27 protein-coding genes are annotated in these 26,235 nt (G+C 71.9%); 15 read left to right on the plus strand and 12 right to left on the minus strand.

From position 1 onward, the window contains the following. Window positions 1–112: 112 nt before the first annotated feature. Entirely contained in the window at window positions 113–496 is a 384-nt protein-coding gene (locus SM611_RS20660) for an ATP-binding protein (RefSeq protein ID WP_371951480.1), read from the plus strand. A gap of 108 nt (window positions 497–604) precedes the next feature. Here SM611_RS20660 and SM611_RS20665 read toward each other — a convergent pair whose 3' ends face one another. From SM611_RS20665 to SM611_RS20675, 3 genes are read right to left on the minus strand one after another with little or no spacing between them, the layout of a single operon-like run. Then, window positions 605–2,371 (minus strand): serine/threonine-protein kinase, encoded by a 1,767-nt coding sequence (locus SM611_RS20665; RefSeq protein ID WP_371951481.1) that lies wholly within the window; start codon window positions 2,369–2,371, stop codon window positions 605–607. Then, the gene (locus SM611_RS20670) at window positions 2,368–3,168 is read right to left on the minus strand and encodes a hypothetical protein (protein ID WP_371951482.1); all 801 of its coding nucleotides are present in this window, start codon (window positions 3,166–3,168) and stop codon (window positions 2,368–2,370) included. Before SM611_RS20670 ends, SM611_RS20665 begins: the two co-directional genes overlap by 4 nt. Next, window positions 3,162–3,752 carry a hypothetical protein gene (locus tag SM611_RS20675; protein WP_371951483.1) on the minus strand — a complete coding sequence of 197 codons (591 nt, stop codon included), beginning with the start codon at window positions 3,750–3,752 and terminating at the stop codon, window positions 3,162–3,164. The genes SM611_RS20670 and SM611_RS20675 overlap by 7 nt, the downstream gene beginning before the upstream one ends. Window positions 3,753–3,910: 158 nt before the next feature. Here SM611_RS20675 and SM611_RS20680 point away from each other — a divergent pair, with 158 nt between their 5' ends. Continuing rightward, entirely contained in the window at window positions 3,911–4,864 is a 954-nt protein-coding gene (locus tag SM611_RS20680) for a zinc-binding dehydrogenase (RefSeq protein WP_371951484.1), read from the plus strand. On the opposite strand, the gene SM611_RS20685 is transcribed toward SM611_RS20680, so the two are convergent. The 3 genes from SM611_RS20685 to SM611_RS20695 form a co-directional block, all read right to left on the minus strand. Beyond that, entirely contained in the window at window positions 4,857–5,945 is a 1,089-nt protein-coding gene (locus tag SM611_RS20685; RefSeq protein WP_371951485.1) for an alpha/beta hydrolase family protein, read from the minus strand. The two genes, SM611_RS20680 and SM611_RS20685, sit on opposite strands and share 8 nt — an antisense overlap. A gap of 202 nt (window positions 5,946–6,147) precedes the next feature. Further along, entirely contained in the window at window positions 6,148–6,813 is a 666-nt protein-coding gene (locus SM611_RS20690; protein ID WP_371951486.1) for a hypothetical protein, read from the minus strand. Between the two features lie 55 nt (window positions 6,814–6,868). Then, window positions 6,869–7,675: a class I SAM-dependent methyltransferase gene (locus SM611_RS20695; RefSeq protein ID WP_371951487.1), complete on the minus strand. Its 807-nt coding sequence runs from the start codon at window positions 7,673–7,675 to the stop codon at window positions 6,869–6,871. Window positions 7,676–7,721: 46 nt separating this feature from the next. Between SM611_RS20695 and SM611_RS20700 the strand changes: the two genes are divergently transcribed. From SM611_RS20700 to SM611_RS20710, 3 genes are all read left to right on the plus strand, one after another. Continuing rightward, window positions 7,722–8,057, plus strand: a complete 336-nt coding sequence (locus tag SM611_RS20700; RefSeq protein ID WP_371951488.1) for a hypothetical protein — start codon at window positions 7,722–7,724, stop codon at window positions 8,055–8,057. Between the two features lie 63 nt (window positions 8,058–8,120). Beyond that, window positions 8,121–8,993 (plus strand): crotonase/enoyl-CoA hydratase family protein, encoded by an 873-nt coding sequence (locus tag SM611_RS20705; protein WP_371951489.1) that lies wholly within the window; start codon window positions 8,121–8,123, stop codon window positions 8,991–8,993. 157 nt (window positions 8,994–9,150) lie between these two features. Next, entirely contained in the window at window positions 9,151–10,143 is a 993-nt protein-coding gene (locus SM611_RS20710; protein ID WP_371951490.1) for a polysaccharide deacetylase family protein, read from the plus strand. 11 nt (window positions 10,144–10,154) lie between these two features. Here SM611_RS20710 and SM611_RS20715 read toward each other — a convergent pair whose 3' ends face one another. Next, entirely contained in the window at window positions 10,155–10,424 is a 270-nt protein-coding gene (locus tag SM611_RS20715; protein ID WP_371951491.1) for a putative acetyltransferase, read from the minus strand. Window positions 10,425–10,535: 111 nt separating this feature from the next. Between SM611_RS20715 and fdxA the strand changes: the two genes are divergently transcribed. From fdxA to SM611_RS20750, 7 genes are all read left to right on the plus strand, one after another. After that, window positions 10,536–10,862: a ferredoxin gene (fdxA, locus tag SM611_RS20720; RefSeq protein ID WP_141578074.1), complete on the plus strand. Its 327-nt coding sequence runs from the start codon at window positions 10,536–10,538 to the stop codon at window positions 10,860–10,862. A 151-nt stretch (window positions 10,863–11,013) separates the two neighbouring features. Further along, window positions 11,014–12,099: a succinyldiaminopimelate transaminase gene (gene dapC, locus SM611_RS20725; RefSeq protein WP_371951492.1), complete on the plus strand. Its 1,086-nt coding sequence runs from the start codon at window positions 11,014–11,016 to the stop codon at window positions 12,097–12,099. Window positions 12,100–12,331: 232 nt separating this feature from the next. Next, window positions 12,332–12,946, plus strand: a complete 615-nt coding sequence (locus SM611_RS20730; RefSeq protein ID WP_371951493.1) for a DUF4178 domain-containing protein — start codon at window positions 12,332–12,334, stop codon at window positions 12,944–12,946. A gap of 1 nt (window position 12,947) precedes the next feature. Beyond that, window positions 12,948–13,448 carry a DUF2617 family protein gene (locus SM611_RS20735; protein WP_371951494.1) on the plus strand — a complete coding sequence of 167 codons (501 nt, stop codon included), beginning with the start codon at window positions 12,948–12,950 and terminating at the stop codon, window positions 13,446–13,448. Beyond that, window positions 13,445–13,879 carry a DUF4247 domain-containing protein gene (locus tag SM611_RS20740; protein WP_371951495.1) on the plus strand — a complete coding sequence of 145 codons (435 nt, stop codon included), beginning with the start codon at window positions 13,445–13,447 and terminating at the stop codon, window positions 13,877–13,879. The genes SM611_RS20735 and SM611_RS20740 overlap by 4 nt, the downstream gene beginning before the upstream one ends. 10 nt (window positions 13,880–13,889) lie before the next feature. Beyond that, a complete protein-coding gene (locus SM611_RS20745; RefSeq protein ID WP_371951496.1) occupies window positions 13,890–14,327 on the plus strand; it encodes a DUF350 domain-containing protein in 438 nt (145 codons plus the stop codon). Window positions 14,328–14,338: 11 nt separating this feature from the next. Continuing rightward, on the plus strand, window positions 14,339–16,000 hold the full coding sequence (locus SM611_RS20750; RefSeq protein WP_371951520.1) for a polyamine aminopropyltransferase: 1,662 nt from the start codon (window positions 14,339–14,341) through the stop codon (window positions 15,998–16,000). A 54-nt stretch (window positions 16,001–16,054) separates the two neighbouring features. On the opposite strand, the gene SM611_RS20755 is transcribed toward SM611_RS20750, so the two are convergent. Further along, window positions 16,055–16,756: a MerR family transcriptional regulator gene (locus SM611_RS20755; protein WP_371951497.1), complete on the minus strand. Its 702-nt coding sequence runs from the start codon at window positions 16,754–16,756 to the stop codon at window positions 16,055–16,057. 78 nt (window positions 16,757–16,834) lie between these two features. On the opposite strand from SM611_RS20755, the gene SM611_RS20760 reads away from it, so the two are divergent. Continuing rightward, window positions 16,835–17,977, plus strand: coding sequence for an acyl-CoA dehydrogenase family protein (locus SM611_RS20760; protein ID WP_371951498.1), 1,143 nt, complete (start codon window positions 16,835–16,837; stop codon window positions 17,975–17,977). Window positions 17,978–18,016: 39 nt separating this feature from the next. Here SM611_RS20760 and SM611_RS20765 read toward each other — a convergent pair whose 3' ends face one another. Together SM611_RS20765 and SM611_RS20770 are read right to left on the minus strand one after the other, a co-directional pair. Beyond that, window positions 18,017–19,591, minus strand: coding sequence for an acetolactate synthase large subunit (locus tag SM611_RS20765; protein ID WP_371951499.1), 1,575 nt, complete (start codon window positions 19,589–19,591; stop codon window positions 18,017–18,019). 32 nt (window positions 19,592–19,623) lie between these two features. Then, entirely contained in the window at window positions 19,624–20,997 is a 1,374-nt protein-coding gene (locus SM611_RS20770; protein WP_371951500.1) for an FAD-binding oxidoreductase, read from the minus strand. Window positions 20,998–21,348: 351 nt separating this feature from the next. Here SM611_RS20770 and SM611_RS20775 point away from each other — a divergent pair, with 351 nt between their 5' ends. Next, the gene (locus SM611_RS20775; protein ID WP_371951501.1) at window positions 21,349–22,854 is read left to right on the plus strand and encodes a B12-binding domain-containing radical SAM protein; all 1,506 of its coding nucleotides are present in this window, start codon (window positions 21,349–21,351) and stop codon (window positions 22,852–22,854) included. Here SM611_RS20775 and SM611_RS20780 read toward each other — a convergent pair. Continuing rightward, window positions 22,829–23,482, minus strand: coding sequence for an HAD family hydrolase (locus tag SM611_RS20780; RefSeq protein WP_371951502.1), 654 nt, complete (start codon window positions 23,480–23,482; stop codon window positions 22,829–22,831). The genes SM611_RS20775 and SM611_RS20780 overlap by 26 nt on opposite strands. 34 nt (window positions 23,483–23,516) lie before the next feature. After that, on the minus strand, window positions 23,517–25,760 hold the full coding sequence (locus SM611_RS20785) for an NACHT domain-containing protein (protein ID WP_371951503.1): 2,244 nt from the start codon (window positions 25,758–25,760) through the stop codon (window positions 23,517–23,519). 178 nt (window positions 25,761–25,938) lie between these two features. Here SM611_RS20785 and SM611_RS20790 point away from each other — a divergent pair, with 178 nt between their 5' ends. Continuing rightward, window positions 25,939–26,082, plus strand: a complete 144-nt coding sequence (locus SM611_RS20790) for a hypothetical protein (RefSeq protein ID WP_371951504.1) — start codon at window positions 25,939–25,941, stop codon at window positions 26,080–26,082. Window positions 26,083–26,235 lie beyond the last annotated feature (153 nt).

Raw genomic sequence — 26,235 nt, forward strand, 5'->3', positions numbered from 1 at the left:
ACCGGCTCACACCTTTGACAACGGTCTGCGTGAGTTATCGGGCTTAGGCGGTCACGCTACGCTTTGGAGTGGAAGCTGTGCGCGGAGTCACGAAGATCGGAGGTGATCGTTCATGCAGGGCCCCGCGGAGATCGTTGTGCCGGTTCAGGGCGAGTCGATCAAGCTGGCTCGGGACTGGGTGGAGGACGTACTGGAGAGGTGGGGCCAGGACGCCTATGTGGCGAAGGGCGTGGTGTCCGAGCTCGTCACGAACGTCCTGCGTCATACGGGGAGCGCTGCGGCGACCGTGCGGCTCGTCCAGGCGGACAAGGGGACCGTGATGGAGGTCCTCGACTCGTCCGACGTCCTGCCGGTCGCGTCGCCTGCGGAACTGCTGAGCGAGGGCGGACGGGGGGCTGGTGATGAGGTGATGATGGGCGTGCTGGTCAAGGAGTGGGGCGCTCAGTCGCTCGGCGGGAAGGTCGTGTGGGCGCTGCTGCCCGATGCCGACGTCTGAACGGGGCGGACGTGCGCCGAGTCGTGGCACGCACCTCAGGACGTCGGCGTCCGGCGACTGTGCTTGCCCATCGGTGTGGGGCCGGAGCACCGGGGTGATGCCAGGGCGTCAGTCGTCCAGTATCTCGATCATCGGCAGGGTCCCGTCGACTCTGGCTCCTGCGGACTCCGGGGGGATCGCCTCGTCTTCCCGTACCGCCCTTGTGACCTTCATTGGCGCATGCGGTGTCACCAGATACCTGCCGGGCGGTAGCACCTTGTGGTCGGGGAGGACGATCCTCGTCGTGGTCGTCCACCGGCTCATGGTGGCGCATTCCGCCCGGACGAACGGCTGGTGTTCGCCGACGGTGTCGCCCCGGACGGGAAGGGTGACAGCGCCCGACAACTTCTGCGGAATGTCGTTTCGTTTCGCCGGTGGCATACGGTAAAAGGTGAGGTAATCCGTACTCTTGACGTCGAGTTGATCTTTGCCGAGCCCGATTCCCCAGCTGTATGCGTGGGTTTTGGGCGGGTCCGCCTTGTCGCCGAAGCATTGGCGTTCACCGCTCGGAGTGTAGTAAAGGGCTCCAGGAGTGCGTCCCCGGAACTCTTCGACGAGGCGCACTTCCGTTCCGGTCTTCGCCCTGGCCGGGGTGAGCGTGTACTTGAAGTCGATGTACGGGGTCTCTGCGGCGGGCAGGTATCTCTGGCCAAGGAGGGCACCCGGGTTGGTGAAGTAGGCGTGCACCCCGGCGTGGCTCGTCCCGCCCACTTTGGGGCCGGGCCAGAAGAGCCAGGCCGCGATCACACCGCCTACGCCGGCCACCCCGATGCCGGCGGCTCCCTTCGCTCCGCCGATCTTGGCCAGGAAGCCCTTGGACACGGACGCGCCGGTCTTCGCCATCACGTCCACCGACGTGGCGCCCTGAGCGAGCCCGGCCGAGACGTGCCCCGCCGCCGTCGATGCGACCGCACCGGCTCCGGTGGCGGACGCTCCGGGTGCCAGAAGAGCGCTGCCGAGCATTGTTAGCGGAACGGCCGTCATCACGGTCGCGGCGACTGCGCCGAGGGCGAGGAATCCGCGCCTTTCCCAGTCTGGCCCGTAAGTCCGGACCGCAACCGATTCCAACTCGCTCACAAATTCGTAGGCGCTTCCCGCCCGGTCGTCCGGGCTCTTCGCCAAGCCTCGCCGGACGAGTGGACGCAATGGCCCGGGCACGCTCTCGAACGCTGTGAAGCCCTGCTCGTGCGCGGTCTTCAGTTCCGCGAGAGTCGTCCCTCCGAACGGCTTCCTGCCGGTGATGCACTCGACGAAGACGCAGGTTGCGGCATAAAGGTCGGTCGCGGGGGAGACGGCTGCGCCCGCCCATTGCTCCGGTGACATGTACGCGGGCGTCCCGGCCTGGCCGCCCTGTCCGGTGAGGACCGCGACCCCGAAGTCGATGAGCTTGCTCTGCCCATCGTCCTGGACGAGCACGTTCCCAGGCTTGTAGTCGCGGTGGACGACCCCGACCGCGTGTGCGGCCGCGAGGCCGAGCAGCGAGCCCTTCAACGTCGCCAACGCGGCTTCGGCGGTCAGTCCGCCCTCGTGCTCGTCCAGCACCTTGCGGAGTGGACGCCCCGGGACCGCCTCCAGGATGATCGCCGCGCCCCAGGGCGATTCCAGGTAGTCGAGTAAGCGCGCCACATGCGGGTTGATGACCCGCTTGAGCATCTGGGCTTCATGGCGGAAGACACTTCGGGCGGCAGGGTCACCGAGTAACCCGGTGGCCAGGTACTTGATCGCGACCGGTCCGCCGCCGGACTGGTGGCGCGCGAGCACGACCTCGCCTTGGGCGCCCGTCCCCAGCTTCGCGAGTTCGACGAAACCCGGCAGCCGATGTCCGGGCGGCGTCACTGGCCCGTGTTGGTCTGGATCTCGCCGACGACGAGCGGTGTGGGCGCCGACGAGATCGGGTTGTCCGGAAGGACGGCGCCGTCGGAGTCGCAGTCGTCGCCCGTACACGTCCACTCGACGCCCCAGCTGATGGTCGCCGTGATCATGTACTTGCCTCCGGGCTGCGACGCGGACGAGCGCTTGAAGGTGTAGTTGCAGGTCTTGCTGTCCTTCCTTCCGGCGTCGGCGCCCGTGCAGACGAAGTCGCGCTTCTCGACCAGATCCCATATCACCGACTTGGGCTTGGCCGTCAACTGGACGGTCTGCGCGCCAATCGTGATCGGCTGGGTCTGTACTTCATCGAAGCCTTCCACCCACAGGGACGTCTGCAGCCCGACATACGTCTTGTCCTTGGGTGCCGTGTGCACAACGACCTTGGGGAACGGCGCCGAGGCCCGTGCCATGGCGAGCAGGTCGGCCGTGTCGGGCGGCGCCGGCTGCGGTGCGGGGCCCCCGGGAACCTGCACGACGCCCGGGGCTTCATCGGGAGTCAAACCCTCTGGCGGAGGAGGCAGCACGGGACCGCCGGTGCCGCCACCGCCTGTTCCGCCTCCACCCCCGCCGGTTCCGGGGGTGCCGACGATCAGGTTGCAGTTCCCGCGTTCGCCGACGACCCCGCAGCCGTCCGCCCGGGCGCTCGGCGCGGCGGTGACCAGGGGGACTGCCAGGGCCGTTGTCGCGAGCACGGCCGCGGCCGTCCGGCGACCGGTGGAGGTGTTGGGCGACATCGCATGTCCTTCCCTGCGGACCGTCAGCATTGCCGGTCCCGGACGTTGGCGGCGACCTTCCAGGTGCCGGAGTCGTACTGCACGGTGGCCCGGTACACGAAGGCCCCGGCGGGGAGGTCCCCCGTCCGCTTGCCGGTCTGCGCGGAGTAGCGGTAGGCGGCGAGGGTGCTGACGCAGTCGATCACGTAGACCTTCGTGCTGTCCTTGGAGCGGGCGTACACGCGCGGGTTGAACGTGTTCGTGAAGCGCCAGATCACGCCCTTGGCCTTCGTGGCCTCCACGTCGTTGGTGACCTCGGTCAGCAGGGGGTCCATGGCGACGTCGGGGAGGGCGCTCGGGTCGTTGGTCTCGTAGGCCTTGCGGTAGGCGTCCTGGTAGGCGCGGTAGCGCTGGAGGACCGTCTTGTAAAGCTCCGCCGTGGGGACGGCCGAGGGGGCGCCGGCGGTCGCGCGGGCGGCGGCGCCGTTGTCGAGGGAGCCGTTCGGGGCGAGTTCGCCGTTCGAGGACGAGCCGGACGAGCCGCAGCCGGCGGCCGTGCACGCGGCCAGGAGGGCGACCATGGCGGCGGCGCGGTTTGACCCGAGCGGGGAGGAACGAACCAACCGGGCGCGCATCGTCTTCCTTGAGCGGCAGCCGACAACGGGGGCGGAATACGCGCGAAAGCTTACAGAGATGCGTGTGACGAGAAAAGAGATTCGTTGCGACCGGCTTGACCTCGACCATGGTTGAGGTAGCAGGCTGGCGGCGGAGTATCGCTGATGGGAGGGGTTCGATGCGTGCGGTGTGGCTGAAGGGGTTCGGCGGGCCTGAGGTGCTCGTCCCCGGGGAGGCGCCCGATCCGGTTCCGGCCGAGGGGCAAGTACTGATCGAGGTCGCGTTCGCCAACATCACGTTCGTGGAGACGCAGATGCGGGCGGGGACCGGCCCGGCCCCGGTGAGGCTGGAGCCGCCGGTCATCCCGGGCAACGGGGTCGGCGGGGTGGTGACGGCGGTCGGCGCGGGCGTGGACGGCGCGCTGGCCGGGCGGCGGGTCGTGAGCAGTACCGGGGGCAGCGGCGCCTACGCGGAGAAGGTCGCCGTGGACGCGAAGGCGCTGTTCGACGTCCCGGACGGGCTGGCGCTCGATGACGCGGTGGCGCTGCTCGCGGACGGACGGACGGCGGTGATGATGCTGGACGCGGCCGGCCCGCGTCCGGGGGAGCGGGTGCTGGTGGAGGCGGCGGCCGGCGGGGTCGGGACGCTGCTCGTCCAGTTGGCGAAGGAGAGGGGCGCGACGGTCGTGGCGGCGGCCGGGGGCGCGCACAAGACCGAGGTCCCGTTGCGCCTCGGGGCGGACGAGGCGGTCGACTACCGCGAGCCGGGCTGGTCCAAGAAGCTCGGCGAGTTGGACGTGGTCTTCGACGGGGTCGGCGGCGATGTGGCGCGCGAGGCGTTCACGCTGCTCCGCGGTGGTGGACGCATGGTCAGTTTCGGCCTTGCGTCCGGTGAGTGGGCGGACATCCCGGACGAGGAGGCGGCCCGGCGCGGGGTGGTGCTCGTCCGGCCGAGCGCCACGCCCGAGCGGCTCCGGGAGTTCACGATCAGCGCGCTGGAGGAGGCCGCCCGGGGACGGCTCCGGCCGGTGATCGGCCAGCGTTTCCCACTCGACGGGGCCGCCGACGCGCACCGGGGGATCGAGTCGCGGTCGACCGTCGGCAAGACCCTCCTGGAGGTCCGCCCTAGCTGACCCTCTTCAGGAAGGCCTTCAGGGCGCGTTCGTAGGCGGCCGGGTCGACGTTCCACGATTCGGTGTGGCCGCCGAGTGTGCTGATGTGCGTGACCATGCCGGGTGGGGCCTTCCTGGCGAAGGTGTAGGCGGGCCCGTTGGCGACGGTCTCGTCGTCCCTGGCGGTGTAGAGGAGCACCGGCCGCCGTAGGCGGGGAGCGTAGCGGCGCTGGTCGTAGTCGGTCAGGTCGATGCCGATGCGCCATTCCAGGACCCGCTTGGCCACGTCCGTCATGAAGCCGGGCAGATTGCGGGCGTCACCCTGCTTGTCCAGGGTGGCGCTCCAGTCCAGGACGGGGGAGTCCAGGACGATGCCCCGGACGAACGACGGGTCCTTGCGGAGGGCCGTCATCGCCATCGCACCGCCCATCGACCATCCGTACAGGACGACGCCGGTCGCGCCGTGTGCGCGCGCGTAGCCCATCGCGGAGATGACGTCGTGCCACTCCGTGTCGCCGAGATGGTTCTTGCGGTCGCCGGAGGAGGGCGCGCCCACGTCGTTCCGGTACGCGATCGACAGCATGGGAAGGCCCATCTCGTGCACGGAACGCATGGCGCGGAGCGTCTCCGCCTTGTCCGCGTTCCGGCCGTGGACGGCGATGACCCATGTCCCGTGCAGGGTGGAGCCCGGCACCAGCCACGCCGGCATCGGCCCCACCTGGGACGGATACGTGATGCTCTCGAAGGGCAGCCCCAACGCCCGCTCGGGGTCGCCGTCGTACATCCAGTGGTCGATGGCCGCGGGCGCGCCCTTCACGAGGGAACCGGAGACGACGGACGAGACCTTCCGCACGACACGGTCCTCGTCGCCCCCGACGATGGGCCCGAGGAGGGCGCGCCCGTCCTTCCAGACGAGGGCCCACTCCCCGGGGCGTTCCGTCTCCGGCTCGCGGGGCAGTGTGACGGTGCCGTCCGCCGCGTCGACGATGCTCAGCGGGTACTCGGCGGAGTGGTCGACCTCGATCGCGACGCCCGCGAAGTACCAGCCGATCCCTCCGACGGCCGCGAACAGGAGCACGGCGAGAGCGACGACGCTCGCCATCAGCGGGCGGGCACGGCGTCGCCTCGGGCGGACCGGCGGTTCGGGGGCCGCCGGGGCCGGGGACTCTGGGGCTTCGGTCGACACGGCATACGAAGTTAGCTTCTCCCAGGCACCGCGGAAGCCCGGGTCACCTCGCGGTGCGGTTAATCTGCCGGGCAGGTGCCATCGAGGACGCCGTCGGAGGCACGGTCAGGGGGAGTGATCAGGCGGTTCCGATCGCGGACACCAGCCCGAGCGCCAGCACCATGTCGAGGTGGATGAAGGTCTCCAGCTTCGCGCCCGGGGCCACACCCGGGTCGGCGGCGAGGCGGTCCAGGACGGCGAGGGCGCCGGGGCCGCCGAGGTCGTCCGCGAGCGCGGCCTCCGCCTCCGCCGCGTACTCCCGGCTCATGGGACGGCCCGGGGACGTCGCCCACTCGGCGACCTTGCGCCGCCACCCGTCCAGGCGCTCGCCCGCGGCGGACGACCGGGCCTCGGACATGTCCAGGGGCTCCCGGTAGGGGACCTCCAGCATCGCCAGCCGCGCGGCCGACGGGTCCGAGGGCGGCTCGCCGGTCTCGGCGGGCACGGTCAGGCACAGCGCGCCGGTGTCCGTGCCGGCCGAAGTGGAGATGTACACGTCGGCGTCGGGCAGCGGCTCGTCGAGCACCTCGACCGACGCGACGCTGTAGTCGGCGTAGGCGTCGCCCATGGCAAGCGGGGTGCTCACCAGGCGGACGCGACGCCCGCCCCGCTGCACGACGCGCCGCAGCAGGTCGGCGACCACCAGTGTGCGGTACCCCGCGCCCGGCAGGATCTGGACGCGCAGGCCCCGGCCGGCCGGCAGCGGCTCGGCACGTCCCGTCCGATGGTCGTACAACCGCAGCATGCCTCCCACCCTAGGCGGCGGGACGGGGGCGGGACGGGGCGGGACGCGGCGGGAATCAGAGCGGGCGGTCGGACGCCAGCGGCCCGAACGGCAGCGGCGCGGCCCCGTCCGACCGGCGGACGGCGGCGAACCGCAGCCGCACGTAGTCGGCGACCCACCCGGACTCGCGGCGCAGCGCGGGCGCGGCCAGGTCGTTGACGCGGTCGAGCAGCGGGTCGACCATCTCGGGCGGGACGTCGGCCAGCGCGCGGGCGGCGTAGGCGCGGACCCAGTCGGCGGCGCCGTTCGGGCCCTCGGTCATCCGGGTCGGGCGCTCGGCGTGCTCCAGCAGCCGCAGCGTGAACCCGGCGTCCTCCAGCTTGGTCGCGTACGCGGCCGGCGACGGGAAGTACCAGGGCAGTTCCGGCTCGCCGAGGCCGAACACCCGCCACGCCGTCTGCATCGCGACGATCAGCTCGGCGCAGTTCCCGGCGCCGCCGAGCTCGCCGACGAACCGGCCGCCGGGGCGCAGCGCCGCGTGCACCCGCCCGATGACGGCGTCGGGGTCGCGGGTCATCCAGTGCAGGGCGGCGTTGGAGGCGACGGCGTCGAAGGACTCGGTGACGGTGAAGTCGTGGGCGTCGCCGACGATGAACGACAGCCCCGGGTGCATCGCGGTCGCCTGCGCGACCATGTCGGGACTGCCGTCGATGCCCAGCACCTCGGCGCCCCGCTCTGCGATCTCCGCGCTGAACGTCCCGGTGCCGCACCCGAGGTCGATGACCCGTTCGCCGGGCTGCGGATCGAGCAGGTCGACCAGGGGCGCACCGTGCGCGGAGACGTACCCGAAGGCGGAGTCGTACGTCGTCACGGCCCAGTTCACTGTCATAATTTATCGGAGAAAGTCCAGTAGGGAGGCAGGGTTCCGCATGGCGGACGTCACGTCCGAGGTCCGCGTCGTCGGAGCCGAGAGCCGGGACGGCCTGACCCTGCGCACCGTCGGCCTCGCCGCGCGGGGCCTGCCGGAGCTGCGCGCCGAGGCGCTGCCGCCCTATCTCGGGGACGGCTGGGCGCGCGTCCTCGGCGCCCTCGCGCGGCGCCTCGCGGCCACCGGCGAGCCCCCCGCCGAAGTCGCCCCCGGCGTCGGGATCCGGTTCGCGGAGGCCGGGGACGGCGCGCTGGTCGCCGTCCCGCCGCCGGGACGCGACGAGGGCGAGTGGCGCCGGGATGTCCTGCTCCGGCTCTTCCCCGAAGCCCGGAGCTGACCGCCCCGCAGCTGAAGACTCGTTCTAGAATCGGGTTCTGTCCAGCGTGAGAGGGGTTCGCAGATGCCGTACAAGGAGATCGAGTACGAGGTTCGCGACGGGATCGCCACCGTTACGCTGAACCGGCCGCACAAGATGAACGCCTACACGTTCACCATGCGCAACGAGATGCTCGACGTCTTCGACCGGATCGACGCCGACGACGACGTCCGCGCGGTCGTGGTGACCGGCGCGGGCCGCGCGTTCTGCGCGGGCGCCGACCTGAGCGGCGGCGGCGACACCTTCGACAAGGAGAAGTCGAAGGACATGTTCGCCGGCGAGGACGACATCCTGGAGGACGGCACCCCGCGCGACGGCGGCGGCACCGTCGCGCTGCGCATCGCCCGCTGCCTCAAGCCCGTCATCGGCGCGTTCAACGGCGCCGCGGTCGGCGTCGGCGTGACCATGACCCTCCCGATGGACGTCCGGCTCGCCAGCGAGAAGGCCAAGTTCGGGTTCGTCTTCGCGCGCCGCGGCATCGTCACCGAGGCCGCGTCCAGCTGGTTCCTGCCCCGCCTCGTCGGCATCGCGCAGGCCATGGAGTGGGCCGCGACCGGCCGCGTCTTCGGTGCCGAGGAGGCCCTCGCCGGCCGCCTCGTCTCCCGCGTGTACGCGCCCGACGAACTGCTCCCCGCCGCCTACGCCCTCGCCCGCGAGATCGCCGACAACACCTCCGCGGTCTCCGTCGCCGCGATCCGCCGCCTCATGTGGTCGGGCCTGTCGTCGCCGTCCCCGTGGGACGCGCACATCGCCGACTCCCGCCTGATGGCCGCCCTCGGCGGCGGCGCCGACGCGATCGAGGGCGTCTCCTCCTTCCTGGAGAAGCGCGACGCCGAGTTCCCGCTGCGCGTCAGCAAGGACCTCCCGCCCGAGGTGCCCGACTGGCCGCTCCGCTGACGTCCGCCGGCCCGGCCCGCCGCGGCTCCGCCGGGTCGGCGAACCGCGGCTCCGCCGGGCCGGCGAACCGGTCACGGACGAGTATCCGCACCAGCGAGTGTCTTTAGCATGACGGAGGGTATTAGGCGCCCCGAAGCGACACGTTCGGGGGTGCGTGGTGCGGATCAGGAAAATCGCGGTCATTGCGGCCGGACTGCTGCTCGTCGCGGGGTGCAGCCACGCGGACAAGAAGCAGGCGCGGACGGCCGGGCAGAACGCCGCCCTGGGGAAGAAGACGCCGGCGACGCACGCGCCGACGCCGCCCCCGCCCCGCAGGATCGACTGCGACCGGGTGAAGTGCGTCGCGCTCACGTTCGACGACGGTCCGGGCCCCTACACGGCCGGCCTTCTCGACACGCTCAAGAAGGGTGGCGTGCGCGCCACATTCTTCATGCTCGGCGAGAACGTGGGGAGCCATCGCGACGTGGTGCGCCGGATGGCCCTCGAAGGGCACGAACTGGCCAACCACAGCTGGTCCCATCCGCAGCTGACCGGGATGTCGCCCGCCGGGGTGCGGTCGCAGATCCAGCGGACGCAGAAGGCCGTCCAGGACGCGTCCGGCGGCGTGAGGCCGACGCTGATGCGCCCGCCGTACGGGGCGACGAACAAGCGCGTCGGACGCGACATCGGGATGCCGCTCATCATGTGGAGCGTCGACACGCTCGACTGGCGCTACCACAACGTCGCGCGCGACACCCGGGTCGGCGTCAAGGAGGCGAAGCCCGGCGGCATCATCCTGTTCCACGACATCCACAAGACGAGCGTCGAGTCCATCCCGGCGGTGGTGGACGGCCTGAAGAAGCGCGGGTTCACGCTCGTCACGGTGTCGGAGCTGTTCCAGGGGCAGCCGCTCAAGCCCGGCGTGTCCTACAGCGAGCGCGTCACCGAGCCCGCGCCGGTCACCGCGAGCCCGCCGCCGACCGGGTCGCCCGCCGGCCCGTCGCCCGCGACCACGGCGCCCGGCGGCCGGACGCCGGCGAGCCCCGCTCCGTCGAGCCCGGCACCGGGCAGTCCCGCGCCGGGCAGCCCCGCGCCGCAGAGCCCCGAACCTGGGGGCCCCGAACCCGGGAGCCCGGCGCCGGAAAGCCCGGCGCCCGCGGGAACGCGCTGATCGGACGTGCGTCAGCCGTCCTCCGGCTGCTCCCGCCGGGGGCGGCGCCGCGCCGGCGGGCGCGGCGGCACCACCTTCGCCGCGACCATGATCTCCTCGGGTACCTCGACCAGCTCTCCGTCGCGCCGGCGCACCATGAGCGTCTTGCCGGACCACGATTCGAGCACGCCGACGACGTCGCTGTACTCTCCCGTAGGCAGACGGCGGCGCAGCGAGATCCGCTGGCCCACGTCCGCGCCACTGATGGACACCACCAGCCGCGCGGCGAAGCGGGCGGACATGTGAGACCCCCATGTCGAATCGACTGAGCCGTGGTGGCCATACTATTCACAGCGAGCTTGCGGCGACCCGTGACGTGCGGCGGGGCCGGATATCCGAGAGGAGTCACTGACGTGACCTACGTCATTGCGCAGCCCTGCGTGGACCTGCTCGACAAGGCATGCATCGAGGAGTGCCCGGTCGACTGCATCTACGAAGGGAAGCGTCAGCTCTACATCCACCCGGACGAGTGCGTCGACTGCGGTGCGTGCGAGCCGGTCTGCCCGGTTGAGGCCATCTACTACGAGGACGACGTCCCCGACCAGTGGAAGGACTTCTACAAGGTGAACGTCGAGTTCTTCGACGACCTCGGCTCGCCGGGCGGTGCGTCCAAGGTCGGCAAGATCGACAAGGACCACCCGATCGTCGCCGCGCTGCCTCCGCAGAGCCACGACGAGTAGCCGTCCGGGGGACCCATTGGCGCGTTCCGGCACGGGGGCGCGCCCCGCGGGTCCCCCTGCGCCGAATTCCGGGCCGTGGCCTCCCGAGTGAGGGAAGGCCGCGGCCCGCCGGGTTCCAGAGCCGCCGGGTTCCAGAGGAGGAGCAGGGACAGTGTTCACGTTGCCGGACTTTCCGTGGGATCGGCTCGCGCCCTACAAGGAGCGGGCGCTGGCGCACCCGGACGGCATCGTCGACCTGTCCGTCGGGACTCCCGTGGACCCGACGCCCGAGCCGATCCGGGCGGCCCTCGCCGGAGCCGCCGACGCGCCCGGCTACCCGCAGACCTACGGGACGCCGGAGCTGCGCGAGTCGGTCGCGGGCTGGCTGCGCCGCCGCGCCGGCGTGTCCGGCGCCGACCCGGACGCGGTGCTCCCCGTCATCGGCACCAAGGAACTGGTCGCCTGGCTGCCGACGCTGCTCGGCGTCGGCCCCGGCGACCGGGTCGTCTTCCCCGAGCTGGCCTACCCGACCTACGACGTCGGCACCCGGCTGGCCGGGGCCACGCCCGTCGCGACGGACGGGCTGCTGGCCCTCGGCCCCGTCAACCCGAAGATCGTGTGGGTGAACTCGCCGTCCAACCCGACCGGCAAGGTGCTGCCCGCCGAGCACCTGCGCAAGGTCGTGGCGTGGGCGCGCGGCAGGGGGGCGATCGTCGTCAGCGACGAGTGCTACCTGGAGTTCGGCTGGGACGAGGACAGGCCGCCGGTCTCGATCCTGCACCCGGACGTGTGCGACGGCTCCCACGAGGGGCTGCTCGCCGTCAACTCCCTCTCCAAGCGCTCCAACATGGCCGGCTACCGCGCCGGGTTCGTCACCGGCGACCTCGCGCTCGTGAAGCGGCTGCTGGAGGTCCGCAAGCACGCCGGCATGATCGTCCCGGCGCCCGTGCAGGCGGCGATGACGGTGGCGTTCGCCGACGACGCCCACGTGGACGAGCAGCGCGCCCGGTACGCGCGCCGCCGCGCCGTCCTGCGGGAGGCGTTCGAGCGGCACGGCTTCCGCGTCGACCACTCCGAGGCGTCCCTCTACCTGTGGGCCACGCGGGACGAGCCGTGCTGGGACACCGTCGCCCACCTGGCCTCCCGCGGCGTCCTCGTCGGGCCCGGCGAGTTCTACGGCCCGGCCGGCGCCCGGCACGTCCGGATCGCCTTCACCGCGACCGACGGCCGCGTCGCCGCCGGCGCCGCCCGCCTCTGAGCCGCCCGCCTCCGACTCCCGCGCGGCGCCCGCTTCCGGCCCGCGCGGCCCCTCTGACACCGTGCGCCGAACCGGCCGCACCGGGTTCCGGCCCCGCATCGGATCTCCCGTTTTCGCATGAAACCTGGGGATCATTTGATACGTCTCATCGCGGTATGGGCTTGGGACGCCACAATCGGTAGGATCCCGCTGGTCTGCGCCCTGATTGATCGACGAAACGATGGAGGTGTCCGTGGGCGGAACGGCGATTGTCATCCTCCTGGCGCTGGTCCTGGTCGCATTGATCGTGCTCATCGTCGTGCTGCTGCGACGCCGTCCGAGCGCCCCGGCGCCCGCCCCCGCGGCTCCGCGGGACCCGTTCGCGCCGGAGGACTCGGTGGCCGGCGACCCGCGGGCCCTCAAGGCGGGCGACATGGTCGAGTACCTCGGCACCCGCTACTTCGTGCGCGGCTCGGTGCGGCTGAGGGAGGGCGGCTTCACCTGGAGCGAGCACCTCCTCGACGCCGACACCATCGAGGGCACCAAGGTGTGGGTCTCCGTCGAGGAGGACCCCGACCTGGAGGTCGTCTGGTGGACGGAGCACGACATCGGCGACCTCAGGCCCGGTGAGAAGACCATCGTCGTCGACGGCGTCGAGTACCGCCGCGACGAGCACGGCACCGCCGACTACACCAGCGAGGGCACGACCGGCGTCGGCGTCCAGGGCCGCGTCGAGTACGTCGACTACGAGGGCCCGCGCGGGAAGTACCTGTCGTTCGAGCAGTACGGCGGCGGGCAGTGGGAGGCGGGCCTCGGTGAGCGCGTCCCCACCGGATCGATGACGATCTACCCGGGCGGCGGTAGCTGAGTTGCGCGCCACCCTCGACACCCCCTACGCGGACGCGCGCGCGGACGGGCTCTCCTTCGTGCTCGGCCTGCCGCCGCTGGACGCGCTCGCCGTCCTCCCGGTGGAGCGCGCCGGCCTGACCGTGCAGATGCGCCTGCTCGGCGCGTCCCACCAGGTCATCGCCGGTCCGCTGAGCGAGACGGTGGCGTGCCTGCCCGACCGGACGGAGCCGCTTCCCGGACGGGCCGCGACGAGCGTGCCCGGCTGGGCGTACGAGTTCGCCGCGACGACCGCCGCGCACAGCGACGGGACGGCGTTCGCCCGCGCCGTCGAGGCCGTGTGCGCGCGGCTCGCGGACCGCGATGACGCGCTGACCGGGGCGTTCCCCGGCTCCCCGCACGCCGTCACCGCGCTGGCCCTGGAAGAGACGCAAGAACCCGGGTTCGGCTGGCGGACCTGGCACGCCTACCCCCAGACCAGGGAGATCGTCATGACGCGAAGCCGGTTGGTGAGACCCTCGTGAACAGCAGACACCGGGTGGCGGGCGCGGTGGCCGCCGCCGCCCTGACCACCGTCGCGCTCGGCGGCTGCGGGCAGTCGCAGGCGTCCTGGATCGGCGACAAGTACACCAGCATGGGTGCGGACACCTACCGCTCCCCGAAAGCCCCCCAGTCGGTGGCCTCGGAGATCAGCCGCAAGTTCAAGCCGATCGACCGGGTGGACGACACCCTCGCCAAGGGCGCCGCCGGCGGCATCTTCCTGCGCTACCCGAAGCTCGTCGTCGGCGTCCTGCCGAACGGCGCGGGCAGCCGCATCACGGTCGACAGGCCCCGCCGTGGCTACAACCGCTACTACTCCCACGTCGGCGGGCGCTGGGCGAGCCCCGGCAGCAACGGATGGAACAGCAGAGGCGCCGCGTCCTTCCGGGGCGGCGGCCCAGGGTCGGGGAAATGAGGAGCGACAGATGAACGACATCCTTGACGAGGTCGGCGCGACGTTCGCCTACGGGGCGATCGGCATCGCGCTGATGGCGCTCGGCTACCTGGTGGTGGAGGTGACGACGCCCGGCAGGCTCGGCAAGCAGATCTGGACCGAGGGCAACCGCGGCGCGGCGCTGCTGCTGTCGGCCAAGCTCCTCGGCATCGGCGCGATCGTCACCACGGCGATCGTCACCAGCGACAGCGACCTCACCGACGGGCTGATCGACACCGCCGTGTTCGGCGGGTGCGGCATCGTGCTGATGATCGTCGCGTTCTTCCTGCTGGACGTGATCACGCCCGGCAAGCTCGGCGCGACGCTCGTCGACGCGGACGGCGGCGGCACCGCCATCCACCCGGCCGGCTGGGTCGTCGCCGCGGCCGACCTCGGCGTCGCCGCGATCGTGGCCGGGGCGGTCTCCTGACGTCCCGCGACCTGGACGAGGCCGTCGGGCCCTCCGGCCCCGGCCCGTCCGCCCCCGACCCGTCCGCCCCGGAGCCGCCTGGCTCCGGGGCGGCCTCCCCGGAGCCGTCCCGGCCGGACGGCCCGGGGAGGACGCGCGTCCCGGCGCGGCTCGCCCGCGCGCTGATCCTCGCGGCCGTGTTCACGTGTGCGGCGTGCGGGCTGGTGTACGAGCTGGCGCTGGTCGCGCTCGGCAGCTACCTCGTCGGCAACTCCGTCACGCAGGCGTCGATCGTCCTGTCGGTGATGGTGTTCGCGATGGGCGTCGGGTCGCTCGCCGCGAAGCCGCTGCAAGGCCGCGCGGTGGTGGCGTTCGCCGTCGTCGAGGGCGCGCTGGCGCTGATCGGCGGCGTGTCGGTCCTCGCGCTGTACGCGGCGTTCGCGTGGCTCGACCTGTACGTCCCGGCGCTGGTCGTCGTGTCGTTCGCGGTCGGCGCGCTGATCGGCGCGGAGATCCCGCTGCTGATGACGCTGCTGCAGCGGATCCGGAAGCAGGACGCGGGGTCGGCGGTCGCCGACCTGTTCGCCGCCGACTACGTGGGCGCGCTCCTCGGCGGGCTCGCGTTCCCGTTCCTGCTGCTGCCGGCGTTCGGGCACATCAAGGGCGCGCTGCTTGTCGGCGTCGTGAACGCGGTCGCCGGGATGGCGGTCGTGCTGTGGCTGTTCCGCCGCGACGTCGGACGCGTCGCGCGGGCCGCGCTGGCGCTCGGCATGGTGGCCGTCCTCGGCGTCCTCGGCGGGACGTACGCGATGGCGGACGGTTTCGAGGTGTCGGCGCGGCAGGCCCTCTACAGCGACCCGATCGCGCTCTCGGAGCGCACGAGGTACCAGGAGATCGTCATCACCCGGCAGGCCGGGCTCGGCCCGTCCGACCTGCGGCTGTTCCTGAACGGCGACCTCCAGTTCTCGTCGGTGGACGAGTACCGATACCACGAGTCGCTCGTCCATCCGCTGATGTCGGGGCCGCACGGCCGGGTGCTGGTGCTCGGCGGCGGGGACGGCCTGGCGCTGCGCGAGGTGCTGCGCTACAAGGACGTCCGGAGCGCGACGCTGGTCGAGCTGGACCCGGAGATGCTGCACCTGGCCCGCACCTACAGGCCGATCGTGTCGCTGAACGACCGCTCCTTCGAGGACCCCCGCGTCAGGACCGTGGAGGCCGACGCGTTCTCGTGGCTGCGCGGCCTGACCGAGCGGTTCGACGCGATCATCGTGGACATGCCCGACCCCGACGACGTGTCCACGGCCAAGCTGTACTCGGTCGAGTTCTACGGGATGGTGAGGCGCGCCCTCGCCCCGGGCGGCCGGATGGTCGTCCAGTCGGGCTCGCCGTACTTCGCGCCCAAGTCGTTCTGGAGCATCGAGAAGTCGATCGCCGCCGCCGGTTTCGCGACGACCCCGTACCACGTGGACGTGCCGAGCTTCGGGGACTGGGGCTTCGTCCTGGCGTCCCCCGCCGGGACGGCGCCGGCGCTGGAGCTCGCCGCGGGCGTGCCCGGCCTCCGGTTCCTGGACGGCGCGGTCCTGCAGGCGGCGACGGTGTTCCCGAAGGACCGCCGCAGCCGGGACGTCGAGGTCAACACGCTCGTCCACCCGCGCCTCGTCGAGTACGAGGGCGAGGAGTGGAAGAACTCCTGACCGGGCACGGTCGGTCTGGCACGGGTCGGTCGGGCACGGGTCGGTCGGGCACGGTCAGTCGGGCACGGACCGGCGGATGGCCTTGTCGACGGCCCGCTGGAACGACGTCACCAGCGACTGGATCATCAGCGGCTTGAGCTTGCCGGCCATCTCCATGAGCCGCTCGCGCTCCCGCGGCGACCGCCCGCCCTCCCGGTACGGCCGGACGACGGTGTCCTGGAAGACCTCCTGGAGCTCGGCGGCCAGCGCGGTCGTGTGCCGGTCGACGGCCTGATGGGACGCGATCAGCGTGTCCAGCGGCATCGGCAGCTCGGCGAGTTCGGCGCTGATCCCGAGCAGCGCGGGGCTGACGACCCGGATGACGTCGTCCGACACGCGCTCGACGACCCCGAGCGCCTCCAGCCGGTCGATCGTCTCGTCGTCGAGGTGCCGCCCGGCCCGCCGGTCGAGTCCGTGCCGGTCGAGGTCCTCGGGCCGCTCCGGCGCCCACGGCGACAGCAGCGCCCGCTGGAGCGCCAGGTCCTCCGCCGGGGCGTCCAGGGGGATCCGCTGGAGGTGCTTCTCGATCGCGGCGAGCGTGAGCCCGAGCGACTGGAGCTCCCGGACGAGTTCCAGCCGCGCGAGGTGGTCGGGGCCGTAGAGGCCGGTCCGGCCGCGCAGCCGCGGGGGAGGGAGCAGGCCGCGCCCGGCGTAGAACCGCACGGTCCGGACGGTGACCCCGGCGCGCGCGGCCAGCTCGTCGACGGTGAGCTCCATCCCGCCTCCCTCTATGTGACAGTGCCAGTGTTACATTAACTCTGTATCAGCACACACTTACTCAAGGGAGACCGCCGGATGGGACGGGACATCTACACCGACGAGCACGACGCCTTCCGCGACATGGTGCGCTCCTTCATCGAGAAGGAGGCCGCCCCCCACCACGAGCAGTGGGAGAAGGACGGCATCGTCTCCCGTGACGTGTGGCTGGCGGCCGGCCGCGCGGGGCTGCTCGGCATCGACATGCCGGAGGAGTTCGGGGGCGGCGGCAACTCCGACTACCGCTACTACGTGATCTTCAACGAGGAGCTGGCGAAGGCCGGCATCAGCGGGCCCGGCTTCGCCGTCCACAACGACATCAACGGCGGCTACCTGCGCCAGCTCTGCACCCCCGAGCAGCAGGCCCGCTGGTTCCCCGGCTACTGCTCCGGCGAGATCATCACCGCGATCGCGATGACCGAGCCCGCCGCCGGCTCCGACCTGCAGGGCATCAAGACGACCGCGATCAAGGACGGCGACGACTACGTCCTGAACGGCTCGAAGACGTTCATCTCCAACGGCATCCTCGCCGACCTCGTCATCGTCGTCGCGAAGACCGACCCGTCCGCCGGGGCGAAGGGCGTCAGCCTCCTCGCCGTCGAGCGCGGCATGGCGGGCTTCGAGCGCGGACGCAACCTCGACAAGGTCGGAATGCACGCCCAGGACACCGCCGAGCTGTTCTTCGACAACGTCCGCGTGCCCAAGGCGAACCTCCTCGGCGAGGAGGGCATGGGCTTCATCTACCTGATGACGAACCTGGCCCGCGAGCGCCTGTCCATCGGCGCGACCGCGATGGCCGCCGCCGAGGACGCGTTCGAGCAGACCCTGGAGTACTGCAAGACGCGCGAGGCGTTCGGCCGTCCCATCGGCAAGTTCCAGCACAACCGCTTCACGCTCGCCGAGATGAAGACGGAGCTCACCGTCGCCCGCTCGTTCACCGACGAGTGCATCCTCAAGGAGAGCGAGAACGAGCTGACCGCCGACGAGGCCGCGATGCTCAAGTGGTGGAACACCGAGCTGCTCAAGCGGGTCGTCGACCGCTGCGTCCAGCTCCACGGCGGCTACGGCTACATGACCGAGTACCCGATCGCCAAGGCCTACCAGGACGTCCGCATCCAGACGATCTTCGGCGGCACCACCGAGATCATGAAGGAGATCATCGGCCGCGGCCTCGGCGTCTGACCCGGGCCGGGGCCTCGGCGTCCCCGGCCGGAGCGCGGCTCAGCCGAGCGGCGGGACGACGGCCTCGATGAGGTGCGGGCCCGGTTCGGCGAGCGCCTTGCCGAACTGGGCCGCCAGCTCCTCGGCGGTGCGGGCGCGGGACGCCGGGACGCCCATCCCGGCCGCCAGCGCGACGAAGTCGAGGGAGGGGCGCGACAGGTCGACCATGTCCCGGGTGACGGTGCCCGGCTCGGGCGCCGCCGGGACGGCGCCGACCCGCGTCGTCTCCATCGACAGGATCGCGTAGGCGCCGTTGTTGAAAATGACGGTCGTGACGTCGAGGCCCTCGCGGGCCTGCGTCCACAGCGCGGAGATCGTGTACATGGCGCTGCCGTCGGACTCCAGGCAGACGACCGGGCGGTCCGGGCAGGCGATCGCGGCGCCGGTCGCGACCGGCATGCCCTGGCCGATCGCGCCGCCGGTCAGCGAGAGCCAGTCGTGCGGGGGCGCGCCCGCCGTGGCGCCCGGGAGCCACAGCCCGGAGGTGTTCGCCTCGTCCGACACGATCGCGCCCTCGGGCAGCAGCGCGCCGATGACGGCGGCGGCGGACTCGCCGGTGAGCGTCCCGGACGGCAGGTCCGGCCGCGCGGCGGCCTGCAGGGCCGGGACCGCCTCCTTGGCGATCGCGTCGGCGAGCCCGGTGAGCGCGCCGGTCGGGTCGGGGCCGAGGTCGTGCACCTGGCAGCCGTCCGGGACGAGGTCGCCGGCCTTGCCGGGGTAGGCGAAGAACGTCACCGGGCGGCGCGCGCCCGCCAGGACGATGTGCCGGACGCCCTCCAGCTGCGCCGACGCCATCTCGCCCAGGTAGGCGAGCCGCTCCACCGCCGGGACGCCCGCGCCGCGCTCCAGCCGGGCCGGGAAGGTCTCGCACAGCACCCGCGCCCCGGTCGCCGCCGCGATGCGCCCGGCGGCCGCCAGCCCTTCGCGCCGGGTCGCCGCGCCGCCGATCAGCAGGACGCACGTCTCGCCGCCGGTCAGCGCGGCGGCGGCCGGCTCCAGCGCGGCGGCGGGCACCGGCTCGGGGGACGGGGCGGGCAGCGCCGCCGCCACGTCCCCGCCGTCCGACCAGGCGACATCGGACGGGACGATCAGGGTGGCGACGCCCCCGGCCCTGGCCGCCATGACGGCCTCCGCCGCGGCCTGCCCGGCGTCCGCGGCGCCGCCGGGCCGCCGCGTCCAGGCGGACACCGACCCGGCGACCGCCGCGATGTCCGACTGCAGCGGCGCGTCGAACCGCTGGTGGTCCGTGGCGTGGTCGCCGATGACCGTGACGACCGGCGTCCCGGCCCGCCGCGCGTTGTGCAGGTTGGCGAGCCCGTTCCCGAGCCCGGGGCCGAGGTGCAGCAGGACGGCGGCGGGCGCCGGCGCCATCCGCCCGTACCCGTCGGCGGCGCCGGTCGCGACGCCCTCGAACAGGCACAGGACGCCCCGCGCGCGCGGCTCGTCGTCCAGCGCCGCCACGAGGTGCAGCTCGGACGTGCCCGGATTGGCGAACCACACGCCGACGCCGGCGTCCGCCAGCGTGCGCACCATGGCCTGCGCGCCGTTCATCAGCATCTCCCCACGCTCGTTCACCAAGGGTCGTCTCAAGCGGTCGTGCACCGTGATCAGCCGAACAGGACGCCCGGATTGAGTATCCCGTCCGGATCGAACGATGTCTTGATCCGCCGCATCAGTTCCACCTTCGCCGGATCCTCCAGGGCGCGGAAGTGGCGGGTCTTCTCCCGCCCGATTCCGTGCTCGCCGCTGATCGTCCCACCCAGCTCGACGGCCGTGGCGAGGAGCTCGTCCATCACGCGCTCCATCGCGTCCGCGTCCGGCTGGAACACCGACAGGTGCACGTTGCCGTCGCCGGCGTGCCCGCACCCGCCGATCAGCGCCCCGTGCCGTCCGGCGACCACCGGGACGGCGGCGAAGAACCGGGCCAGCGCGGCGCGCGGGACGACGGCGTCCACGATCGCGTTCGCGCCCGCGTTGCGCGCCGCCCAGAACGCCTGCTCCCGGGCCGTGACCAGCTTGCGGAGCGCGTCGCCCGCGAGGACGTACACGTCGGCCGCGCCCAGGGCCGCCAGCTCGTCGCCGAGGGCCTGGACGTCCTCGTCCAGCCGCTCGCCGGAGCGGTTCTCCAGGATCACCAGCAGATAGGCCCCGGCGGCGTCGCGGACGTCCTGCGGCACGCCGAGGTCGAGGCCCGCGTTCTCGGTGATCGCCGCCATCGCGAGGACGTCCACGTACTCCAGCACCAGCGGGTCGAGGCCGCCGCCGGTCAGCCGGGGCACGGCCGCCGTGACCGCCTCCGTGTCCGGGAACGGCGCCAGCGCGCCGGCGCGGTGCGGGAGCCGCGGGCGCAGCCGCAGCGTCGCCTCCGTGACCAGGGCGAGCGTGCCCTCCGACCCCACGATGAGCTGCGTCAGGTCGTAGCCGGTGGACGTCTTCACGTACCGGCCGCCCGTCCGGATCACCTCGCCGGTGGCCAGCACCGCCTCCAGCCCGAGGACGTGATGCCGGGTGACGCCCTCCTTCACGGCGTGCATGCCGCCCGCGTTGGTCGCGACCGTCCCGCCGATGCTGGCGCCGCCCTCGCCGGGGAAGATCGGGTACACGAGCCCCTGCGCGGCGGTCGCCTCGTCGAGTTCGGCGAGGGTGACGCCCGGCTGGACCACCGCGACCTGGCCGCCGGTGTCGATCTCCAGGATCCGGTTCATCCGCTCGAACGACAGCACCAGCCCGCCGGGACGCGGGACCGCCGCGCCGGACAGGCCCGTGCCCGCCCCGCGCGCCGTGACCGGCAGCCCGTGCGCGGCGGCGACGCGGAGCACCTCGGCGACCTGCCCGGTGTCGGCCGGCCGCACGACCATGCCCGGCCGCTCCGCCGGGACGCCGAGCGACTCGTCCCGCCCGTACTCCGGCGGTACCTCGTCGCCCACCAGCACGTGCTCCACGCCGACGACGTCCGCCAGCGCCGTCCGAACATCTGCCATGGCTTTCCTCCCAGGGGCCCCGGTCCGGCAAGTCTGACGCCGCCGGGCACCGGCGGCGCGTGACCTCCGGCCTGGAACCGCGGACCGAAAGTCCCGGGCGCTCGCCTCGCGGAGACCTCCCGGCCGCCACGTTGATCGCGCGAACGCACCTGAGAAGAAGGTCGTACGGCTCGGCTCCGTTCGCAAGGCATTCGGCGCCGTCACCACCCACTCGTTTGCGGCCTCAATCAATCCCGAGTTATCAACATCCAAAAAACGGTCGCACATTCGCGTATGGTCGCGGCTCTTCTGCCGCGTTACAGTGCCGGTGAGCGGGAGGGCGGCCTCTCGCACGAGCGGGATCGAGAGATCATGGCTTTCGGCGAAACGATCGACGGGCTGATCATCGTGCCGCCGCCCTCTCCGTCGGAGACCAATCCGCCGCTCGGTCCGATGATCTTGGCGCGCGTGGCGGCCCGATATGGCCTGAACGTCGAGGTCCGTGATCTCAACATGGAGTATATCCGGCAATTCATGACGGACGTCGGCACGTCGACCGGCGGCATTCTCGGTGACCACGGAAAGGACCGCGCGCTGCTGGCCGCCGCGGCCGGCCGGTTCTTCGCGAGCACGGGACTATGCCCCGGGGAGGCCGTGCACGTCCCGGACACCGCCGATCCGCGGGCCGGAATGCATTTCGATTTCGATACCCTGCGCAGGGCCACCGGACGGGCGGCCGCGGCGGGTTCCTTCTGGGAGAACTGGCTGGCCGAACGGCTTTTCGAGACGGTTCCGGAACCGCCGGCGGTCGTCGGGATCTCCATCATGGGTCCCTCCCAGGTCTTTCTCGCGCTGGTCGTCGCGCGGCTCGTCAAGCGGCACTGGCCGGAGTCGGTCACCGTTCTCGGCGGCAGTCATGTCACGCTGCTGGCGGGGGAGATGGCCGCGGAACCGCGCTATCTGGAGTTCGTCGACCACGTCCTGCCCGGACACTCGGAGGAGGGCTTCGCGACGCTGGTGCGGCGGGTCCGCGCGGGACGTCCGTCCGCGCCGCGCATCGCGGCGCCCCCGCCCGCCGCGGGGCGGTTCGACTACCATCCGCTGGCGGCGGCGCGGCAGCTGGCCCTCTACGATCCGTCCACCCTGACCATGCCGCTCCAGTTCACCCGGGGCTGCTCCTACGGCCGTTGCACGTACTGCACCTATCCGGTGGTGGAACCGGTCGCGACGCGGCTGGACGCGGGACGGGCCGCGGCGGCGATGGGGGCGCTGATCCGCGAGCACGGGATCACCCGGTTCTCGGTGAAGGACTCGCTGCTCACCGTCCCGATGATGCTGAGCCTCGCCGAGGCGCTGGAGAAGGCGGGCGTCCGGGCGCGGTGGAGCGCGACGACGAAGGTCACCCGCAGCCTGGCCGTCCACGCGCGCAGGCTCGCCGACGCCGGCCTGGCGACGCTGGAGTTCGGCGTGGAGACGGTCCACCGGCGGGGGCAGGAGCTGTTCGACAAGGTGACGGCGCCCGGGATCGTCGAGGAGGTGGCGGCGGCCTGCGCGGACAGCGGCATCGCGGTCGTGCTCAACCTGATCTTCGGGCTACCGGGGGAGACCCTGGACGAGGCGGAGTACCAGCTCGCATGGTTCGCGGCGCAGCGCGACCGGTCCCCGGGGCTGGTGGACGGCTCGCTGAACCTGCTGGAGATCGTCCGCGACTCGCCGCTGGCGCTGCGTCCGCCGCCTGGCGTGGAACTGCGCGGCATCGCGCCGTGGGCGTACTGCTACGACTGGAACGCGCCGGCGTGGCGACCGGAGCTGGCGGACCGCCTGCGTCACGTGGAACTGCAGGCGAACGCGCTCACACGGCCGTCAGCAGTTCTCTGAGATCCCTGATCCGGTGGTCGGCCTCGCAGTCGCGGAACCGGAACTCCGGGTGGGTGAACAGGTAGCGGCTGCCGCCGCCGACCTCGGCGAGCCGCATGTCGCTGGGGGAGTCGCCGATGATCACTATCTCGTCGTAGCGGGGGCCGCCGGCGAGGTGGTCGCGAAGGACGTGCGCCTTGGTGCGCTCGGCGTCCCGGCTGTGCTGGTCGACCGCGAACGCGGTGCCCTCGGGGAAGAACTCCTCCAGCCGCAGCACCTTCAGGAAGATCGCCAGGGTGGCGGGCCGGGTGTTGGAGATCAGGATCTGCTCGTGCCGGCCTCCCACGGCGGCCAGCACCTCGGGCGCGTGCGGCGTCGGCTCGATGCCCTCGCACTGCATGTTGGGGTTGCTCTCCGACATTTCGAAGCAGGCTTCCTGGAGCTCCATCGCGTGCGCGTACGCGTCGTCTCCGAGGAGCCAGGTGAAGTACTCGTACCACTTCTTGCCATAGAGATCGATGCTGTCGGCGTGGGTGAAGCGCCGGTGGTGACCGAAGCGACGGAGGACCTCGTTGGAGATATCAATGACCGCTCGATGATTGCCCCGCTCAAGCGTGCCGTGCAGATCCCAGACGAACAGCTTTCCCATGGGAGACCACCTTGCGTTGCTGCGCAGCGGATCGTCAGCGCGACCGAAGCATTTCCATCATCTCCGTCAAGCGAGCCCACAGCGTAGCATCGATCTGTTCGCCCTGGAGGGCGCCGTGAAACTTTTCCAGTCGTTCGAGTCCTTCTTCGGGGACGGCCGGATTCCGCACGAGCAGGACGTCCAAAAAGGTATAGAGATCGATCGCGAGACGGAGTGGGGAAATCGTCTGCGCTGACCTGGAACGTTCGAATACGTTCACAATTGTACGGAGCGTGTTCGTGCATGGGCGGTAGGGGGGATCGTCCAGGTATGGAGGCCCCTCGTCGCGGTCGATATCGCCGTAGTAATACAGCACATAACCTCGGCAGAGAGCGCGAAAGTCCGGCTCTTCCTCCAGTCGTCCCAGGAATCGGCGATCAATGCCGCGCGCCCCCTGGTGACAGAGCGCCCACAGGAGGGCGGCCGAAAGAAACGGATCACTTTCCCGCGCCAGCATGTCCCGCAGAACCGCCTCGCTGTGGGGAACGGTCCTTGACAGGAGGTAGACCAGCAGGTTGCAGATGGCCAGTACCTCGGGTGCCGTTCCCCGGGACCGGGCCGCCCGGTACGCCTCGGCGAGGCGCTCCCGCAGGCCCGGGGGCGGCGTCGACCGGAGCAGGGCGACCAGGTGGTGCCGGATCTCGCGGGTGAGGTCGCGGCGGAACAACTCGTGCATGCTCTCGGCGTCCGGCCGCGTGAGGAGCGCGTCGCAGACGTGCGCGGCGACGAGGTGCTCGAAGAAGGAGTAGTGGAGGAACTCGCCGACCTCCCGGTTCCGGACGGTCCGGACGTTGAGGATGAGGTCCAGCGCCCGGCGGACGCGCTGCGGCCCGAGGTCCGCCGGCAGTGCGCCGATGAGGTCGGAGAGGATGACGGTGTCGCCGGCCATGGCGCCGGACGAGTGCGCCGCCCACGCCGCCGCCTGCCAGATTTCGAGAGCGCGCGCCTCGCCGGCCGACTCGCCCGCGGACGACTCGGCGACACGGGCCAGCTTGGACAGGTACTCGCCGTAGAGGGTCACCCGGTCGTCCACGTCCTGGGCGCCCTGCTCGCCGATGAAGGTCAGCATGCGCGCGTAGAGCGGCCGTTCCACGAGGCCGCACAGGTCCCGCCGTTCGGAGACCATGGCGTAGAGCCGCTTCGGATCGTCCAGGAGCCGGGTGCCGTACAGGCGACCCAGGAACGCGGTGAAATCGACGTCCAGCCGCCAGGGCTGGACGACGTACACCTCGTCGAAACCGGGATCGGCCAACAGCGGGGAGAGCGTGTGCTCGTACTCGCGCAGCCGCGAGGTGACGAGCGCGGGACGGGACTGGAGCATCGCGGTGAGGTCGTCCGCCAGGTCCCTGCCGTCGGCCGCGGCCTCGTCCAGGCCGTCCAGGAACAGGACCGCCCCCGGCAGGTCCTTCAGCCCCGGCCACGCGGGGTCGCCGAGCAGGTCGGCCCGGTCGCGCGCCCGCGCCGGAAACGGCAGGAGGCCCGCCTCCAGGCTCTGCTGGACGAGGTCGTACAGCGCCACGCTCTTGCCGCCGCCGGGCTCACCGAGCAGCAGCGCCGACCGTCCCTCGCGGAGACCGCGCAGGACGGGCTCCAGGGTCAGCTCCTGACCGCCGCGCCCGCGCTCGTGGTAGCGGACGACCCGCGTCCCGATGAGCAGCCCCGCGGTGCGCAGCTGGTGCAGGCTCATGTCGAGGGGGTAGGCCGTGCGCCGCCGCCCCAGGTCGCGCACCAGCCTCCCGGACAGCGCCGCGGCCTCCGCCACCGCCGCGGCACCGGCGGCCGGGGCGGCGTCGGCCACCGCCGCGGCGGCGGGCGGGGCGGGCTCCGCCGGCTGTTCGGGGACGCTCCGCGCCAGCGCGAGAGCGATCTTCCTGAGGTCGCGTTTCAGCGGTTCCTTGCGGTAGTGGTTCTCCCATGACCAGTGCGGGTCCCGGCATTTGGCCGCGGCCCGGTGCCGGTCGATGACCTGGCGGCCCGACCATTCGCCGAAGCCGAGCAGGATCCGCGCGACGGTCCGGTCGTCGAAGCGCAGCCCGTTCTCGACGGCGTCCTCGAGGACGCCGATGAGGGCCCTGACCCGGGCGGTCGCCGGGGCCCCGGCTCCGGCGCGGGCCAGCACCGCGGGATGGTCCAGAAGCGGGGAGTTCTCCAGGTGGGCTCCGTAGAGACCGGGAGTGATCAGTTCCCTCAGGGCCTTGATCCAGCGCTCCAGAGGGTCGGGGGTCGCGGCAGCACTCATCGTCGTCTCGCAATCGCCTCGTCGCGATGCTACGTACGGCCGCGTCCGCGAAATGCGGCCCTCGACGCATATCGACGAATCTTCCCGGATCTGGACGTCCGCGATGCGGCGCACGACGCAGCGGAGCCGGGATCGTCAGGAGGTGTCGGATCCAGAGGCGCGAGGGAGTGGCATCTCGATGGACGTGCAACTCGTGAACATGGTCATCAGCGACGCGATGCCGATCGTGGCGGCGTTCCTGTCCGCGTGGCTCACCCGCGGACGCGGGCCGCGCCCCCCGTCCGGCCCCCTGGACGAAGCGGACTTCGACCAGGGGGCCTGACCCTCCCCCCGACCCGGGGCGGGCGCCCCCGGGTCAGACATCCCTGGAGGTTGGGATGTCAAGCGGCGAGGTCGTGGTGGTGGTGTGACCAGGCGGTTGCCTGGTCGTAGGGGGTTTGGGTTTTGAGGCAGCCGTGGAGGATGCCGACGAGGC

The sequence above is a fragment of the Actinomadura monticuli genome (genome assembly GCF_041463655.1).
Lineage (GTDB): Bacteria > Actinomycetota > Actinomycetes > Streptosporangiales > Streptosporangiaceae > Spirillospora > Spirillospora monticuli.